The 17,201-nt window shown below is 62.8% G+C and carries 12 protein-coding genes and 1 pseudogene; 8 read left to right on the top strand and 5 right to left on the bottom strand.

The features are described 5' to 3' along the window. The first annotated feature begins 36 nt into the window (after positions 1-36). The 6 genes from rhmD (at position 37) to H4W01_RS00610 (ending at position 8,563) form a co-directional block, all read left to right on the top strand. Entirely contained in the window at positions 37-1,221 is a 1,185-nt protein-coding gene (gene rhmD / locus H4W01_RS00635; RefSeq protein WP_209609455.1) for an L-rhamnonate dehydratase, read from the top strand. A gap of 10 nt (positions 1,222-1,231) precedes the next feature. Next, a complete protein-coding gene (locus tag H4W01_RS00630) occupies positions 1,232-2,095 on the top strand; it encodes a fumarylacetoacetate hydrolase family protein (RefSeq protein ID WP_209609453.1) in 864 nt (287 codons plus the stop codon). Continuing rightward, positions 2,092-2,841 carry an SDR family NAD(P)-dependent oxidoreductase gene (locus H4W01_RS00625; RefSeq protein WP_209609451.1) on the top strand — a complete coding sequence of 250 codons (750 nt, stop codon included), beginning with the start codon at positions 2,092-2,094 and terminating at the stop codon, positions 2,839-2,841. Before H4W01_RS00630 ends, H4W01_RS00625 begins: the two co-directional genes overlap by 4 nt. Positions 2,842-2,902: 61 nt before the next feature. Beyond that, entirely contained in the window at positions 2,903-3,823 is a 921-nt protein-coding gene (locus H4W01_RS00620; RefSeq protein WP_209609449.1) for an amidohydrolase family protein, read from the top strand. Between the two features lie 183 nt (positions 3,824-4,006). Continuing rightward, a complete protein-coding gene (gene rhaT / locus H4W01_RS00615) occupies positions 4,007-5,077 on the top strand; it encodes an L-rhamnose/proton symporter RhaT (protein ID WP_209609447.1) in 1,071 nt (356 codons plus the stop codon). 48 nt (positions 5,078-5,125) lie between these two features. Continuing rightward, entirely contained in the window at positions 5,126-8,563 is a 3,438-nt protein-coding gene (locus tag H4W01_RS00610) for a glycosyl hydrolase (RefSeq protein ID WP_209609445.1), read from the top strand. A gap of 792 nt (positions 8,564-9,355) precedes the next feature. Here the strand turns inward: H4W01_RS00610 and H4W01_RS00605 are convergent. The 4 genes and pseudogenes from H4W01_RS00605 to H4W01_RS00590 form a co-directional block, all read right to left on the bottom strand. Continuing rightward, positions 9,356-10,360, bottom strand: a complete 1,005-nt coding sequence (locus H4W01_RS00605; protein WP_209609443.1) for a GlxA family transcriptional regulator — start codon at positions 10,358-10,360, stop codon at positions 9,356-9,358. After that, positions 10,353-11,594, bottom strand: coding sequence for a DJ-1/PfpI family protein (locus H4W01_RS00600; protein ID WP_334685095.1), 1,242 nt, complete (start codon positions 11,592-11,594; stop codon positions 10,353-10,355). The genes H4W01_RS00605 and H4W01_RS00600 overlap by 8 nt, the downstream gene beginning before the upstream one ends. 135 nt (positions 11,595-11,729) lie before the next feature. Further along, positions 11,730-12,050, bottom strand: a pseudogene (locus H4W01_RS00595) (haloacid dehalogenase); the annotation flags it as partial. A gap of 197 nt (positions 12,051-12,247) precedes the next feature. Continuing rightward, on the bottom strand, positions 12,248-13,360 hold the full coding sequence (locus H4W01_RS00590; protein ID WP_209609439.1) for an aldo/keto reductase: 1,113 nt from the start codon (positions 13,358-13,360) through the stop codon (positions 12,248-12,250). A 95-nt stretch (positions 13,361-13,455) separates the two neighbouring features. On the opposite strand from H4W01_RS00590, the gene H4W01_RS00585 reads away from it, so the two are divergent. After that, positions 13,456-14,349: a LysR family transcriptional regulator gene (locus tag H4W01_RS00585; protein ID WP_209609437.1), complete on the top strand. Its 894-nt coding sequence runs from the start codon at positions 13,456-13,458 to the stop codon at positions 14,347-14,349. A 145-nt stretch (positions 14,350-14,494) separates the two neighbouring features. On the opposite strand, the gene H4W01_RS00580 is transcribed toward H4W01_RS00585, so the two are convergent. Next, a complete protein-coding gene (locus H4W01_RS00580) occupies positions 14,495-15,712 on the bottom strand; it encodes a hypothetical protein (protein ID WP_209609435.1) in 1,218 nt (405 codons plus the stop codon). 138 nt (positions 15,713-15,850) lie between these two features. On the opposite strand from H4W01_RS00580, the gene H4W01_RS00575 reads away from it, so the two are divergent. Continuing rightward, positions 15,851-16,705 carry a helix-turn-helix transcriptional regulator gene (locus H4W01_RS00575; protein WP_209609433.1) on the top strand — a complete coding sequence of 285 codons (855 nt, stop codon included), beginning with the start codon at positions 15,851-15,853 and terminating at the stop codon, positions 16,703-16,705. Positions 16,706-17,201 lie beyond the last annotated feature (496 nt).

The following is a 17,201-nucleotide window of genomic DNA, read 5'->3' as shown; positions in this document are numbered from 1 at the left end:
GCTGTGGAAGACACCAAGATAGGGGCAGGACGCGCGATGGCGCTACCTAAGATCAAGCATGTACGCGCATTCGTCGTCCGTGGCGGCGGCGCTGATTATCACGATCAGGGTACAGGCCACTGGATCGACGATCACATCGCGACGCCGATGAGTCGCTATCCCGAGTACCGCCAATCACGCCAGAGCTTCGGCATCAATGTACTCGGCACGCTGGTGGTCGAACTCGAGGCCGACGATGGCACGATCGGTTTTGCCGTTACGACCGGTGGCGAACCGGCGGCGTACATCGTCGAGAAACACCTCGCCCGCTTCCTCGAAGGCGCGAGCCCGACCGATTACGAGAAGATCTGGGACCAGATGTATTTCTCGACCCAATATTATGGCCGCAAGGGGCTGGTGATCAACGCGATCTCCGGCGTCGATCTGGCGCTGTGGGATTTGCTGGGGAAATTGCGCCAGGAGCCGGTCTATCATTTGCTCGGTGGTGCGGTGCGCGATGAACTACAATTCTACGCGACTGGCGCGCGGCCCGACATCGCCAAGGAGCTTGGCTTCATCGGCGGCAAGATGGCGTTGCACCACGGCCCGGCCGAAGGGCTGGAAGGACTGCACGCGAATATCGCGACGCTCGCCGACATGCGCGAGAAGGTCGGCCCCGATTTCTGGCTGATGCTCGATTGCTGGATGGCGCTCGATGTCGAGTATGCGACGCGGCTTGCGCTCGCCGCGCAAGAGCATGGCCTGAAATGGATCGAGGAAGCACTCAGTCCCGACGATTATTGGGGCTATGCCGAATTGAAGCGCAACGTTCCCAAAGGCATGCTGGTCACGACCGGCGAACATGAGGCGACGCGCTGGGGCTTCCGGATGCTGCTCGAGATGGACTGTTGCGACATCATCCAGCCCGATGTCGGCTGGTGTGGTGGCGTCACCGAATTGCTCAAGATCTCGGCACTCGCCGATGCGCATGGCAAGATGGTCGTCCCGCATGGATCATCGGTTTATTCCTATCACTTCGTCGTCACGCGCCACAATTCGCCGTTCGCCGAATTCCTGATGATGCACCCCGGACCGACGGAGGTGGTGCCGATGTTCGCGCCGCAACTGCTGGGCGAGCCGGTGCCCGTCAATGGTCGGATCAAAGCGTCCGCGCTCGACAGGCCAGGGTTCGGCGTTGAGCTCAATCCCGCGGTGCCGATGCACCGCCCCTACACGCACTGAGGATATCCAGATGAAGCTCTGCCGCTATGGCCCCGTCGGGGCCGAGAAGCCCGGCCTGATCGACGCCGATGGGCGAATCCGCGACCTGTCGGGCGTGATCAGCGATCTCACGCCAGCCGAGGTGACGCTTTCCGCAATCGACAAGCTGAAGGGCCTTGATCCGACGACGCTGCCATTGGTCGAAGGCTCCCCCCGCTATGGCGTACCGGTCGCCGGGATCGGAAAGTTCATCGCGGTCGGCCTCAATTATGCCGATCACGCCGCCGAATCCGGACTGCCCGTGCCGCCGGAGCCGATCTTCTTCACCAAGGCGATCTCCTGCCTGGTTGGCCCCGATGACGACGTGATGATCCCGAAGGGTGCGTTGAAGACCGATTGGGAAGTCGAACTCGGCGTCGTCATTGGCAAGACCTGCCGCTATGTCGAGCAGGCCGATGCGCTCAACCATGTCGCGGGCTACGTGCTTGTTAACGACGTGTCCGAGCGCGCCTTCCAGAAGGAACTCGGCAGCCAGTGGGACAAGGGCAAGGGTTGCGATACGTTCGGCCCGACTGGCCCGTGGCTGGTCACGCCCGACGAGGTCGGCGATGTCCAGGCGCTCGACATGTTCCTCGACGTCAACGGCACGCGTCGCCAGACCGGCAACACGCGGACGATGATCTTCCCTGTCGCCGAGTGCATCGCTTATGTCAGCCGCTTCATCACGCTCCATCCGGGTGATTTGCTCATCACCGGCACGCCCCCAGGCGTCGGCGAAGGACAGAAGCCAACAGCGATATTCCTGAAGGCCGGCGACACAATGCATCTCGGCATTGAGAAGCTCGGCGAGCAGCGCCAGACCGTGATCGCCTTTACGCTGGATTCGGCGGCGTGAGCCTATACGCAGGCCGTTACGCCGGTCGCAGCGCAATCGTCACCGGCGGCGCGTCGGGGCTCGGCAAGGCCGTCGCGGCGCGCATTGTCTCCGAGGGCGGCACGGTCGCGCTGTGGGATTTGAACGCCGACGCGCTGGACGCCGCACGGACGGAGACCGGCGCCGCTTTCGTCGTCGCGCTCGACGTCGCCGATTCGGCGGCCGTGGCCCAGGCGGCAAACGACAGCCTGGCCGCGCTGGGCAAGGTTGATATCCTCGTCTGTTCAGCGGGCATCACCGGCGCGACGGTACCGGTGCAGGATTTCCCGATCGACAGTTGGCTGCGTGTCATCGACATCAACGTCAACGGGTTGTTCTACTGCAATCGCGCGATCGTCCCGCATCTGCTGGCCAACGGCTATGGCCGGATCGTCAACGTGTCCTCGGTTGCGGGCAAGGAGGGCAATCCTAACGCATCCGCTTATTCGACATCGAAGGCAGCGGTGATCGGTTTCACCAAGAGCCTTGGCAAAGAACTCGCAGGCAAAGGCGTCATCGCTAATGCAATTACGCCCGCGACGTTCGAGAGCCCGATCCTCGAGCAGCTCCCGCAAAGCCAGGTCGATTACATGCGCTCCAAAATTCCGATGGGGCGCCTGGGCGAGATCGACGAATCCGCCGCGATGATCTGCTTCATGGCGTCGGAGGAATGCAGCTTCACCACCGCTTCGACCTTCGACACCTCGGGTGGCCGCACAACCTTCTGAACCTTCCGACGCCAAGCCTCCCGCACGAGGAGGCACGTCGCGCCCCGGAGAGACCGCCTGCATGGACGCCGCCCCGCCAACCCCGATTCCCTTCGTCGACGCACACGTCCATTTGTGGGATCTTGGGCATATCCGCTACCCATGGCTGATGCCTCCTTTCGTCGAGGGGCCGGCCGGGGTGACCAAGCCCATCGCGCACGATTATTTGCTCGGGGATTACCTCGCCGATGCGGCCCGTTGGAACGTCGTTGGCCTCGTTCATATCGACGCCGGTGCCGATCCGGCGCAAGCACTGGACGAGACGAGGTGGCTGGAACGGATTGCTGACCACGGCGGAATGCCCAACGGCATCGTCGCGTTCGCCCCGCTTGACGATCCCGCAGTTGAGCCTTTGCTCGAGGCGCAGGCTGCGCACCCCCGCGTCCGAGGGATCCGCCAAATCGTCAACTGGCATGTCAACCCAGTCCGCACCTACAGCCGGATGGACCTGACTCAGAATGACGATTGGTGGCGCGGCTTCGGACTGCTCGGCCGTTATGGTTTGTCGTTCGACCTGCAATGCTATGCCGGGCAGATGGCGGCGCTAGCGCCGCTGGTGCAGCGCCACCCCGACGTGCCGGTCATCATCAACCATGTCGGCATGCCGATCCCGGCCGATCGCGAAGGGCTCACGCGCTGGCGCTACGGCATCCGCGCGCTCGCTGAATCGCCGCACGTCAACATCAAGCTGTCCGGCGTCGGCTTCATCGACCGCGCTTGGACGACCGAAAGCATCCGGCCGTATCTGCTCGAAGCAATCGACGTGTTCGGCGTGGAGCGCTGCCTGTTTGCCAGCGATTTCCCAACCGACAAATTGTTCGCTCCGTTTGATCGGCACTTGGAAGCCTATCACGCGATCACCGCGGGTTTCTCGGACGACGAACGCCGCGCGCTGTTCGGCCGCAACGCCAATCGCGTGTATCGGCTCGGGCTCGATCTGTGATGGAAAAGATCGCCTTTCGCATAATGCTCGAGTCACCCCTGCTTGAGCGGTGGTGCGCATGGATGGCTCCCTGGATGCAAACCGAGCCGGACGGGTCGCCGGTCTCGGTTCCGCTCGAAACGTTATTCCGCCCCGCATGACCCCAATCGGCCGCCAGAGCCGCCCCCCTTCAAGGAGACGACGATGCCCCCCAATCCGCTGATCGGCGTGCTGTTCCACTGGCTCGGCGGGCTGTCCTCCGCGAGCTTCTACGTGCCATATCGGGGCGTGAAGCGCTGGAGCTGGGAGATTTTCTGGCTAACCGGCGGCATCTTCTCCTGGTTGATCGCGCCGTGGTTCTTCGCGGCTGTTCAGACCAACGATCTGTTGGGCGTCGTCGCGCGGGTGCCGGGATCGGTCGCGGGGTATTGCATCCTGTTCGGGATGCTCTGGGGTTTGGGCGGACTGACCTATGGCCTCACGATGCGCTATCTCGGGCTTTCGCTCGGCATGGCGGTGGTGCTGGGACTCTGCACCGTATTCGGCACGCTGATCCCACCGATCTTCAACGGTGATTTCCACGCGAAACTGCTGGCGACCCAGTCGGGGCGGACGATCCTGCTCGGGCTCATCGTGACGCTTGCCGGTATCATCGTCGTCGCGCTCGCCGGCGCGCGCAAGGACGCCGCGCTAACCACCGCGCAGAAGAACGCGGTCGTCGCCGAGTTCGATTTCCGCAAGGGGATCGCCGTCGCGTTGTTCTCCGGCATCATGTCATCCTGCTTCGCTTTTGGTCTCGCGGCCGGAGAACGGATCAAGGCGCTTTCCGCCGCCGCCGGCACCGGCCCGCTGTGGACCGGCCTGCCCACGCTCTGCTTCGTGATGTTCGGCGGATTGCTGACCAACGCGGTATGGTGCGGCTATCTGATCGTGCGCAATCGCTCGGCCGGGCAATGGCTGGGGCGCGCCGCGCCTGGCGCTGAAACAGCTCGTCCTCCCCTGTTTGCCAATTTCCTGCTGTGCGCGATTGCCGGCACTTTGTGGTATTTCCAGTTCTTCTTCTACACCATGGGCGAGAGCCAGATGGGGGCTTACGGCTTCTCATCCTGGACCCTCCACATGGCGTCGATCATCATTTTTGGCACGATCTGGGGCTTCATCTTCCGCGAATGGAAGGATGCGGCACCGCGCGTTCGCGCCATGGTGTTCTCGGGCGTCGGCCTGCTCGTGCTCGCCACCATCATCATCGGCTATGGCAACCGCATCGGCGGCTGAGCCTGTGCCAACACTTAACCAGAAATCTATCAAAGCAGGGATGCGCTCATGATCGGTCATCATACATTCGCTCGCACAGCGCGCCATTTGATGCTCGCTGGCACGATGCTCGGGATACCGATCATGGCGGGGGCGGCGGATCGCGATGCCCCCGCCCCCGCTTCAACCCCGGCACCTGCGCACACTGCCGATCCGCTGGCGGCCGGCTTCCAGTCGCCACCCGACAGCGCGCGCCCGCGCATCTGGTGGCACTGGCTGAGCGGCAACGTCGCAAAGCCCGGCATCACGCTCGACCTCGAATGGATGAAGCGCACGGGTCTTGCCGGCGTCCAGATGTTCGATGGCGAGATGGGCGCCCCGCAAATCGTCCCGCATCGCGTAAAGGCCTTGTCGCCCGAATGGCTCGACGATCTACGCTTTGCCGCGTCCGAAGCCGATCGGCTCGGCCTTGAATTCGCCATGGCGGCGGCCCCCGGCTGGAGTGAGACTGGCGGCCCTTGGGTCAAGCCAGAAGCAGGGATGAAGAAGTTTACATGGTCGGAAACGCGCGTTGCGGGCGGACGGCGCGCCGGGCACCTCGCCGCGCCACCCGCGATCGCGGGTCCGTTCCAGGGCATTCAGAAGCGCGACCAGATGGGCAAGCTGTCGGACGGCGTCGCGGGCTATTATCGCGACGCGCTGGTCGTCGCCTATTGCGTGCCGGAAGGCGATGTGCCGCTGGCGAGCCTGAAGCCGCAGGTGACTGCCAGCCAGCCCGGACTTGCGCTGGCGAAGCTCGCCGATGGTGATCTGTCCGACCCGATCATGCTCGACACCCCATCGCCCGATAAACCGGCCTGGGTTGCCTATACCTTCGATAGGCCGCAGACGATACGCGCGCTGACGATGGTCGGCCCGTTCGGTGGTCGCTTCGCCGACGGGCCCACCGGCCGGATCGAGGCAAGCGACGACGGCGTCCATTGGCGCTCGATCCGTACCCTGGTCGGCGCGGCGCACAACCCTGCCCCTGAACGGACGTTCGCCTTTTCCGCAACGACCGCACGTGCCTTTCGCGTCGTGTTCGAGACGCCCGAAATCTCGCGTGAACCGTATCCGCACGCACCCGGCATCGCGCTTGCCGAACTGGCGTTCGTGCCCGGTGCCCGGCTCGACCTGTTCGAAGACAAAGCGGCATTCGGCGTACTGCCCGATGCCGACATCACCGCCTCGCCCGTATCCGATGCCGCCATTCCCGTCAGCGGCGTGCTCAACCTGACTGACAAACTGCGCGCGGACGGCACGCTCGACTGGACCGCGCCAGCGGGCAACTGGATCGTGCTGCGCGGCGGTTATTCGCCGACCGGCGAGGTTAACCACCCTGCAACACCCGAAGCGACCGGACCTGAAGTCGACAAGCTCAACGCTGTCCACGTCCAGGCCCATCTCGATGCCTATATGGCACCTGTGATCAAGGAGCTTGGCCCGCTGATCGGAAAGCGTGGCCTTGGCTATATGGTCACCGATAGCTGGGAAGCCGGCGTGCAGAACTGGACTGAGGCAATGCCGTCCGAGTTCAAGCGGTTGCGAGGCTATGACATCGCACCGTGGTTACCGGTGCTTGTCGGCCGGGTGGTCGGCAGCGCCGCGCAAAGCGACGCCTTCCTGTGGGATTTCCGCCGCACGATCGCCGATCTGCTCGCCGAAAACCATTACGGCACAATCACGCGCTTCGCCAAGCAACATGGGCTTGGCTATTACGGCGAAGCGGTAGGTGCCGCCATGCCGACGATCGCCGACGGGATGCTCGCCAAAAGCAAGACCGATATCCCGATGGGCGAATTCTGGGCGATGCCGTTCGGTGGCAAGCCCGCCGCATATCAGGGGGTGCGCGCCGATGAATTCCCCGCCGACATCATCGAAACCGCCTCAACCGCCCATGTCTATGGCAAGCCGCTGGTCGCTGCCGAATCGCTGACGTCGTCTCAGCCGCAATGGACCGCGACGCCCTGGGCGCTGAAATGGGTGGCCGACAAATATATGGCGATGGGCGTCAACCGGCTCGTCATTCACACTTCGCCGCACCAGCCAGATGACGGGCACAAGCCGGGGCTCACGCTCGGGCCGTTCGGCCAGGCGTTCACGCGCAACGAAACCTGGAGCGGCATGGCGCGGCCATGGATCGACTATCTTTCGCGCAGTTCCTTTATGCTGCAGCAAGGCACTCCGGTCGCCGACATTCTGTATTTCTACGGCGAAGGCGCTACTTCGGGGGTTCCGTATCGCGACGATGACACGCCAGCCGATCCCAAGGGCTATCGCTTCGACTATGTGAACGCCGATGCGCTGCTGCGCTTGGCGACCGTCATCGATGGCCGGATCCATTTCCCCGGCGGCGCGAGCTACGCCGTGCTTGCCTTGCCAGAGCACCTGGACCGCATGACCCTCCCGATGATCGAAAAGTTGCGCGATCTTGCCACGCAAGGTGCGACCATCGTCGGTCCCAAGCCAACCGGATCGCCAAGCCTCTCGTCGGATAGTGCCGCTGTCCGTTCGGCAGCCGATGCCTTGTGGGGCGATACCGATGGTCGCATTCTGGTACGCCACGCGATCGGTGCCGGACAGATACTGTGGGGCCCGAGCCCCGAGCAAGTGCTGGAACAAGCGAAAATCGGACGCGATTTCGATTACAGCGCGCTCGATCCAGCACTGGACTTGCGTTTCGCGCACCGCCGCCTGGCCGAGGGCGACCTGTATTTCGTTACGAACCAAAGCGCGGCGAGCGGCATGGTGAAAGCGCGCTTCCGCGTCGCCGGGCGGGTGCCCGAACTCTGGCATGCCGACACCGGGAAAAGCGAACCCGTCAGCTACACGACGACCGGCGGCGTGACGCAGGTGCCGTTGCGTCTGGATCCTTATGAAGCGGTGTTCGTCGTGTTCCGAGAACAGACTTCTGCGTCGCAACGAACCGTTCCCGCGATCGTCGAAACGCCGATCACGACGTTGTCCGGCCCTTGGACGTTGGGCTTTCCGACCGGCCCGGGTGCACCGGCCGAAATGGCGCTGCCCGCGCTTACGTCCTGGACCGATAGCACGAGCACGGCGGTGCGCTATTTTTCCGGAACCGGCACGTATCGCAAAACAATCGATGCACCGGCGGCATGGTTCCGCGGTGGCGGACGGTTGCTGCTCGATCTGGGCGCGGTTGGCAATGTCGCGGACGTGTGGATCAATGGTCGCTCCGTCGGCGTCGCTTGGAAACCACCCTATCGCGTCGATATCACCGATGCCGTCCGGCAGGGACGCAATCAGCTGGAGGTGCGCGTGGCCAATGTCTGGCGCAACCGCCTCGTCGGCGACAAGCAGCCCGGCGCGACGCCGGTTACCTTCACCAATGCGGCCGCTGGCGGTGGGTTCGCGGCGCTGGGAGGGATCATAGACAAGGATACCCCGCTCCTGCCATCCGGGTTGCTTGGCCCGGTGACGGTTCTTCACTCGAACAAGCAATGAGAGACATAAGCAGTCAACGGAGCTTGAATAAAGGGCCGCTTATACGAGTTTCGCGCTCAAAAGCACCACGGTCGCAATAAGGAAAGCGCTTCGGATCGCCAAACGGTCAATCTTTGTCGTTAAGGATCCGACCGCTTTACAGCCGACAAAGACCCAATCCCGGTCTTTGGTACCGTCTCCAGCGCTTCACAACTTCAGCCATTCGTTATTGTCCATCGAACTACCTGTTTGGATGCGAGCCCTTTGTACGCGGAAGGGCGGTAGTAGTGGGAAGCCGTCCCTCCGCTTTCGGGCAAGCGGATGCGGATAGCTGGCATCGCCGAGCGCCGCCGGATCTCCCGAAAACGATCGAGTTTTGAGAAGTTTCGTGTTGGTCTACAGCGGTCCTTGAAGGTCGGATTATTTGAAACCCACTTTGACAGTCATCCCAACTGAGCCTTTCGGACCACCGCCGGTCATTGTGGCGGTGTCCGATAAACGTCTCTCGACAAGTCCGTTCGAACTGCTCACCCTTTCAAACCGGGGATCGAGCCGCTCAAGGCGTTGGCTGTTGCGTCGGTTCGTTCGACCACAAACGACGATATCATTCGGGTCATCATTTGGCGCGCAAGCCGCTTGTGTAACAGAGAGACGTGTCGGCAACTGCGGCGCACCTGCTGGCACGGGAACCGCGACGGCGTTGGTCGAGGCCCCTTGCAGAAGCATGGCGATGAACGTCGCTATCGACATAGCTGGCATGGTGCCGTTCAATTATGTCAGCTTTTGGCCGCCTCAATCTGACGCCGAACGCTGCTACAGAAGACTGGAAAATCGCAAACGATGGGTCGCCGGATTGGTGATCAATTGACGCTGAAACGCGCGCCGGAGCGCTTGCTCATCATTGTAGCCCGCGCGGACAGCGACCGCCTTCAGCGGCAAGTCGGTTTCCTCGAGCTCGCGGCAGGCTGCTTCAAGCCGCATCAGTTCGACGGTCTTCGCAGGCGTCCGGCCGACCTTTGCCGCATAGGTTCGCGCAAAGGTCCGCGGTGCCATGCCCGCCTGCCCAGCTAGCCGGTCAACGGACAGGTCCGCCGTAAGGTTCACCGCGATCCACGCATGAAGTTCAACGAAGCCATGGTCGCGCGTCTGCGCAGCCAAAGGCACGCTGAACTGCGATTGGCCACCGGCGCGTTTCATGAACACGACCATCTGCCGCGCGGCATCGATCGCGACGCGCGGCCCGTAATCCTGCTCGATCAAGGCCAGCGTAAGATCGATCCCGGAGCTCACCCCGGCCGAGGTCCACAAATTACCGTCACGGATGAAGATGCTGTCCGAGTCGATGTCGAGCGTTGGATGCCGGTGTTTGAGCTTGTCGAGCCACGCCCAATGCGTCGCGACTCGCCGACCGTCGAGTTGCCCCGCCGCCGCCAGCAGGAACGCACCCGTGCAGACCGAGCAAAGCCGCCGCACCGATCTGGCGCGCAAGGCGATGAAGTCGCGCAGCGCGGGCTCGACGTCATAGTCCTCGCCCACGCACCCGCCGGGCGCAATGAGGGTGTCGATCGGCGTGTCGCCGAGCGACGCCGTCGACACGGTCACAACAGGCAGGCCCGCGCTGGTCAGGATTGCCCCGCCCAGCGCAGAGGCGACAATCGTCTCGTAGCGCGCTGGTGCCCCCGCCGACGCACCGCGATTGGCAGTCGTCAGCGCCTGCAATGGTCCGGCGAGGTCGAGCAGGTTCATGCCGTCATAGGCGAGCAGGACCACGCGGAGCGTATGTGGCGGCGCGGGCGAGACGATGCGTTTTTCAACCATGATAACCCGGATACTCAAAGCCGAGCGCCACGCCATAGGCAGTCTGCCTGCCGTACAGACGCGCGATCTCGGCGAGAACACGATCGAGGGTGAACGCCGAAGTGTCGGACGCGGGCGTGACGATGCGCGTGAGCGCATTCGGATCGGTACGATCGGGCAGCAGGGTCAGGCCGTGCAAGGTCGTGACCGGAGCCGCATTGCGCGCAAAGGCATACGCCTTTGCCCGGCCCGTGCGGGCGTATGCATCTGCCGTGAAGGCGACCGCCATCTCATCTACCCCCGATGCAATGGAGACGCCAATCGACTGGGGACGATGGAACCAGCCATTAAAGTATTCCGTGGCCGCAAACGCCGAGAGATTGCGGCCGAACTTGGGGGTAAACTGGTGACTGTCATGGGCTGCGCTCCAGTCGCGCGCGCCAACGATTGCCGCGGTCGCCACAGCGCGGTCGCGACCCGCGATCGCTTCCACCAAAGCCAGCGATGTCGGGACTGCCGCACTGATTCCCGCACTGGAAACGATCCGTCCATCGGCGACATAGCGACGGTCGTCGACCCAATGAACTTGCGGATATGTCTTGCGACGATACCCCGCCGTTGCCCAATGCGCGGTCGCGCGATGCCCGTCGAGCACGCCGCTGCTGGCAAGCACCAACGCGCCGTCGCAGATGCTGACGAGCGTGCCGCCCTTTGCTGCCTGCTGCTTGACCCAGGACAGCAACACTGGATCGTCGTGCTTCACCACCGCTGGCACCACGATATAATCTGCGCCTTCGGGAAATCGCCTGTCGAACTCTGCAACCGAAGCCTGCGGTTGAATATGGAGTGCTGGACGCATCGTCATCACCCCCTCTCCGGTCGCAACGGTAATGACCTCGCCGACGGCCGCCTGCTGCAAGATGCCGTACGGAATGACATAGTCGGTAAGTTCGGTACCGGCGTTTATGCCGATGATGGCGATAACCGGCCGCTGTCGGCCAAAGCGCGCCTGATACGGCAAGATGTGTTCGATCGGCGTCTGAGCTGCGCCGGACATCGGAAGCTTTGGTGGGTTAGCGGATTGGCCAGCGGCAACCGGGCCGCAGCTGGCAACAAGGAAGGCCGCCGCAACAAGGCCGAGGCGATTTCGTGCAAGGGTAACGTGAAACATGATGAGGTCCGGTCTGTTATGCCTCCCTTTTCTCCTCCAGAGTGAGCGAAGCCCATAGGACAGCCTTGCTTCATTTTCTGCCAATCTGAGGCCGACGATCGCTAGACAGCACCGCTGTAGTTTTCTTAAGCAACGATCCGCCCGAGACGCCCCAGAGGGCGACGCTTGTTCGTGCGGCATCACACAGCGGGTTGTGAGCGGTAACGTTAAAGACTGTTGCTAGAGGCGCACTCCGTTCAATCGCAGCGCGTTGGTAACGACGGTGAACGACGACAACGCCATCGCCGCCCCCGCAAGCATCGGCGACAAGAGGATGCCCGCGACCGGATAGAGCACGCCCGCCGCCACCGGCACGCCGATGCCGTTGAACAGGAACGAGAAGAGCAGGTTCTGCCGGATGTTACGCATTGTCGCTCTTGCCAGCCGTCGCGCCCTGACCATCGCGGCCAGATCGCCCCTGGTCAGCGTTATGCCCGCGCTCTCGATCGCGACATCGGTGCCGGTACCCATCGCCACGCCGACATCGGCGGCAGCCAGTGCTGCGAACGACGTGTCTGTTCCGGATACCATGGTGCTTACGAAAGATGCCCATTACTGAGAATACTGACCCAATAAACGACACACCCTCCGCCTTTCCTGCTTCCCGGACCTCGCCTCCAGTTCAGGTTCGATCTTCGTGCAAAAGCGGACGTCGGCTCAGACGCGTCCGGCGCGGCTGCACTCCTTCTCTCCGCAAATCATGCGTTCACCTTGTCCGTCCATGCTCGGATATGGCTGACGCCAAAGATCTGCTGTCGCGGCATCTGGAAGATGAAGTAGGGATTGAGTGTCGGGGGCGGCCCCGCCGCATCCAACCGAGCAAGCTGCTCAGGCGAGAGCAGGATGTCGAGAGAGGCCGCGTTTTGAGTGACCTGCTCAGGCCGACTTGCCCCCATCAGCACAGACGACACGCCCGGCCGCGTGGTGACCCAAGCCAACGCGACTTGCGCCATCGGCCTGCCAAGATCTTCGGCGACGGCACGCAGCTCATCAACACTGTGGAAGTTTTCTTCCGTGAACAGCATGCCGCCATACGGGTTATCGCCGTTCAGGCGGCCGTCACTGCCGTCGACGGCCGATTCGCCGCCTTTGTTCGGCACGCTGCCAGCGGGACCGAAGTCCGCGAGCTTTTCGCGGCCATACTTGCCCGTCAGCATGCCGAAGCCGAGCGGACTCCATGCAACCAGCCCCATGCCCAGCGCCTGCCCGGCCGGCAGAATGTCCAGTTCCACTCCCCGGTCGATAAGCGAATAGCTGTATTGGAGGCCAATCGGCTCCGGCAGACCATGGGCGCGCGCCAGCGTCGCGATCTGCGCCGTGTACCACGCCGGTGCATTAGAGAAGCCGTAGTAGAGGATATCCCCGCGTCGTACCGCGTCGCTAAGGGCGCGGAGCACTTCCTCAGGCGGGGTCGTGCGATCCCAGACATGCGTCCAGTACAGGTCGATATGGTCGGTTCCGAGCCGCCGGAGCGACCCTTCCAGCCCGTCGCGGATGTTGCGCGCGGAATTGCCCGCAGCCAGCGGATTGCCCTCCACCCGCGAAAAACCCGACTTGGTCGCGACCACCATCCTGTCGCGCCGGCCACTTTCGCGCAGGAAGCGCCCCAGCATCGCCTCGCTCTCACCCCCCGAATAGACGTCGGCCGTGTCCAGGAAATTGCCTCCCACGTCGACATACGCATCGAAGATGCGGCGCGAAGTCGCTTCGTCCGCGCCCCAGCGGCCTGCGCCGAAGGTCATCGTGCCCAGCGCCAATGGGCTCACAACCAGACCGGATCGGCCAAGCGTGCGATAGTGGGTAAGGTCCATGGTCGGCGTCTCCTTGTTCGATAAAGGAAATAGGCGCGAAGCTGCGCCTCGATTAGCCATTGCGGACCGCAAGGACTTGTGAGCATCGTGCAGCAATGCGGCGCGGCGACCTTGACGATCTGGCGGCGTTCGCGACTGTGGCGCGAGCGCGCAGCTTCACGCGAGCGGCGGCAGAACTGGGCGTTTCACCATCGGCGCTCAGCCACACGATGAAGGCGCTGGAAACGCGGCTCGGCGTGCGCCTGCTGGCGAGAACGACGCGCTCCGTGGCGGCCACTGCTGCGGGCGAACTGCTCCTGCGCTCGGTCGATCCCGCTTTAGCCCAGGTCACAAACGGACTGGCCGCGCTTGCCGACTGGCGCGACGCACCGTCGGGCACGATACGGCTCACGACCTTCGGCTATGCGGCGCGTACCATCCTGGCACCACGCCTGCCGCGCTTCCTGCTCGACAATCCCGGCGTGTCGGTTGAGGTCATTGTGGAAGATCGCCTGATCGATTTGGTCTCTGGCGGCTTCGACGCCGGCATCAGGCTTGGCGAGACCGTTCAGCGTGACATGATCGCAGTACCGGTCGGGCCGCCGCTGCGAACGGTCGTGGTAGGAACGCCGGAATACTTCGCGCATCGCGATCCCCCGCAAACACCCGACGATCTCGCAGATCATGTCTGCATCAATTACCGCCTTCTGGGTGGCGGTGGCCTGCTGCCGTGGGAGTTCACCGCTAATGGCCGCGACATCAAGGCGAGGGTGTCAGGCCAGCTGATCGTCAACGACGAAGTGTTGGCTGCGGCTGCAACACGCGCTGGCGCAGGTCTCGGGTACATGATGGAACATGACGTAACTGACGAGATCGCGGACGGTCGGCTGGTCCAAGTGCTCGCGGAGTTTTGCACGCCCTATCCAGGTTGCCAGCTTTATTATCCCGATCGCCGTGTCGGCCCCGCTCTCCGTGCCTTGATCGACAGGCTTCGCTGGCAAGACGCTTGAGACCCACTTGCGGACGTGGAACGCCGTGGCGTCCGCTTTCAGCATCGGACACTGGTTCAAGTCGGTCGGTTGTCTCAGTGCGCGGACCTCGCCCTGAAAGCCGCGTTCGATCGATGCTTTGCTCGAGCTGCCAGAGCAGCATCGATTAGTGCGTTGCCTGTCGAACACGCCTACACTGCGGCGGCACCACCTGATGGCGTGGGACGCCCCCCACCGTGTAGAGCCGCTCGGCCGGAAACTTCACGCGCAGCCCTGTCTTGGGCAGGTCAAAATCGTCAACTGCGCCTTTGAGGCCTGACATCCGCGTTCCGCAGACGGGCTTGCCGATCGCCATGAACCCGACCGCGAGCCCCTCCCCCATACTGCCGGTCCACCGTCCGACCCGCACCTCCACCCGCCCCGGGTGGTATTTGCCAGCGCGCGGAAGGACGTACTCGACCCATTGCCGAACGACGCCGGTCTCGCGCTCTTCGGCGGGAAGTTGATGCATCTGGTAGGGCATGGGTCGGCGTATGAACCAGCTCATGATCGCACGCGCAATCGCCGTCGTGCCGCCAGACGGCGTGTCCGTCAGATCGAGGGTGATGGGCGCGTTTCGCGGGAGCGCCGACATGGCGCGGTCGAAAGCTGCAATCGTGGAAAGATCGCCGATGGAATTATTGAAGCGTATCGTAGTCAAGTCATTGGAAGACGTTACGGTCAGCGCTGGGCGATCTGCACGCTGCTGGTAAAGGTTGTCGAGAAGAAAGGTGCGGTCTCCAGCAGGTGTGCCGAAAGTCAGCACGCGCTGACGGTCGCGCCGCCCCGCCGCCATGACAAGGGCGGCATAGGCTTGGCGCTCAGCCGTCGGCTGCAGACCGATCCGGGACCAAAACGCCGCAACCGCTTGGTCAATCGGCTGTCGATCAACCATGCTCAGCGTGAAGCCGGGCCGTATCCCCGCCCGGTCGGCGATGCTGCCCTCCTTCACGGCTTCAACGACATAGGCGGTTCCAGACCTGGTGATCCACAGATCGGCGTAGCTTGGGACAATCGCCCAATCGTCGCCAAACGATTTGCCGGTTAAGGCGTGATGGTCGGCTAGCGCGGTGATCATGTCCTCTGCGTAGCGAAGCAGCGAATCCGCATCGTGCACCGCATCGCGTTCATCGTTGAGCTGAGGGGACGTCGGCACGATTCCGCCCGGGAGCTCGTCGAGATACGCGTAATTGCTCTGGATCAGCCCCGCGAGTGCGTTAGCGTCAGCGCGGAAGTCCGACGCACTCAGAGGTGCGGTCGCTGCGCATAGGGGCTGGCCTGAAACGGAACTGAGCAGGACCGCGGCAGCGAGGATCGGCACCCTGGTACGTTCAATGATAGCCATTGCACGGCACTCCAATATTGCGCCCGCCTCACGGCGACGCTGACCCGGCTCGCCATAGGGGAACGAGACGAGCAGACGCTTGAACGTTATTGCTCAGCGTGACGCCGCGCCGGCTGATTTGGGGCGGGAACCACTCGCTTGTTACGCCTGCATCTGTATTCTGAGCGAGTGAATGCAACATCGCCCTCTGACCATGTTGAGTTTCGCCGATCGCGGCACTTGCCGGGGGTCGAGCTCGTTTCCGTTGCGTATCGCGACCGCCGCTTTCCAGAACATCGCCACGACGAGGTCGTGATCGGCGCAATTACCGCGGGTGCTGAGACGTTGACCGTGGGACGCACAGCTCATGTCGCAGACGTCGGCAGCGTCTTATGCCTGCGGCCAGGCGAAGCGCACAGCAATGCGACGATTGGGGAGGAGACGTTGCGCTACGCGGTATTGTACATACCAGCGCCGGTTTTCTCGCGGTTTCTCGATGGCGACGACGATACCAACGTCGTTTTTTCGGCTCCAGTTGTTCGCGATGTGAGACTTCATGCGCTGGTCTGCGCTGCGCACGCTGTCTTGGGTTCCCAAACGACCGGGCCGCTTGAACAGGAAACTGCACTGAGCAATGTGGCTGAGGCAGTTCACGTCGGCCGTGGTAAAGGTCTGGAGATGCCGTACCAAGCATCCCGCACAATCGAGCAGGTTCGCACCTTTATCGATGCTCACCTTGCCAACGATTTCAGTCTACGCGATCTAAGCGACATCTGTGGTTTAAGCCCGTTTCACCTCATTCGTTTGTTCAAGAGGGTCGTAGGCGTCAGCCCTCTAGCCTACCGCAATCAGCAGCGGCTGTCGGCGGCACGGCGTTTGCTTGCCGATGGGTATCCCCCAATCGAGGTAGCACTCGATCTCGGCTTTGCGGACCAGAGCCATTTCACCCGACATTTCCAGCGGATCGTTGGGACGTCGCCGCAGCGGTACGCGAAAGGGATCGCAGGTCCTTAGGGGCCTATGATTTGATGGGTCCGGCCAGTTCCACTCTCTTTCAGATCCGACCGAACCTCTTGCCACAGGCACAATACCGGTGTGTCGACCCATTCCCGGCCGTTCAGCGGCGCTTATCCGCTACCCAACTCCGGTCGCTCATTAATGTCGCGAGAGTGTTCGTTTCAGCGGGTTCGATCTCTCGTCGCAACGACATGACATAGTGAAGCGCGGGCCATTAGCTTTGGGAATGGCAGGTGGCGAAGCTGAACTGTGCGACACTGCCGTCTTTCCCGATAGGGATTGTATCTGGAAAGCCCCGTCCCTTCAGCCGGTAGGCCCGCCGCACGGTACCTTTGGCGTTACAACATGCCGATGTTGTGCAGCCATGGTTTGACCTGTTTTGGCCATTCCCGCGTAATCGGATCGGCCGTTGGTCGCATCCCGAAGGCATGGCAGCCCTTGGCGTAGAGCCCTACGTCGACGGGCACACCCCGCGTCGCTGAGTGCCAGAGCA

Origin of the sequence: Sphingomonas sp. PL20 (assembly GCF_017875905.1) — a bacterium.
Lineage (GTDB): Bacteria > Pseudomonadota > Alphaproteobacteria > Sphingomonadales > Sphingomonadaceae > Sphingomonas > Sphingomonas echinoides.
This window is presented reverse-complemented; position numbering and strand designations above follow the sequence as displayed.

Bases quoted from the DNA above. Each gene is read 5' to 3' on its own strand.
- H4W01_RS00630 (WP_209609453.1), top strand. From the start codon at position 1,232: ATGAAGCTCTGCCGCTATGGCCCCGTCGGGGCCGAGAAGCCCGGCCTG.
- H4W01_RS00590 (WP_209609439.1), bottom strand. From the start codon at position 13,360: ATGGACCTTACCCACTATCGCACGCTTGGCCGATCCGGTCTGGTTGTG.
- H4W01_RS00620 (WP_209609449.1), top strand. From the start codon at position 2,903: ATGGACGCCGCCCCGCCAACCCCGATTCCCTTCGTCGACGCACACGTC.
- rhaT (WP_209609447.1), top strand. From the start codon at position 4,007: ATGCCCCCCAATCCGCTGATCGGCGTGCTGTTCCACTGGCTCGGCGGG.
- H4W01_RS00585 (WP_209609437.1), top strand. From the start codon at position 13,456: ATGCGGCGCGGCGACCTTGACGATCTGGCGGCGTTCGCGACTGTGGCG.
- H4W01_RS00610 (WP_209609445.1), top strand. From the start codon at position 5,126: ATGATCGGTCATCATACATTCGCTCGCACAGCGCGCCATTTGATGCTC.
- H4W01_RS00605 (WP_209609443.1), bottom strand. From the start codon at position 10,360: ATGGTTGAAAAACGCATCGTCTCGCCCGCGCCGCCACATACGCTCCGC.
- rhmD (WP_209609455.1), top strand. From the start codon at position 37: ATGGCGCTACCTAAGATCAAGCATGTACGCGCATTCGTCGTCCGTGGC.
- H4W01_RS00580 (WP_209609435.1), bottom strand. From the start codon at position 15,712: ATGGCTATCATTGAACGTACCAGGGTGCCGATCCTCGCTGCCGCGGTC.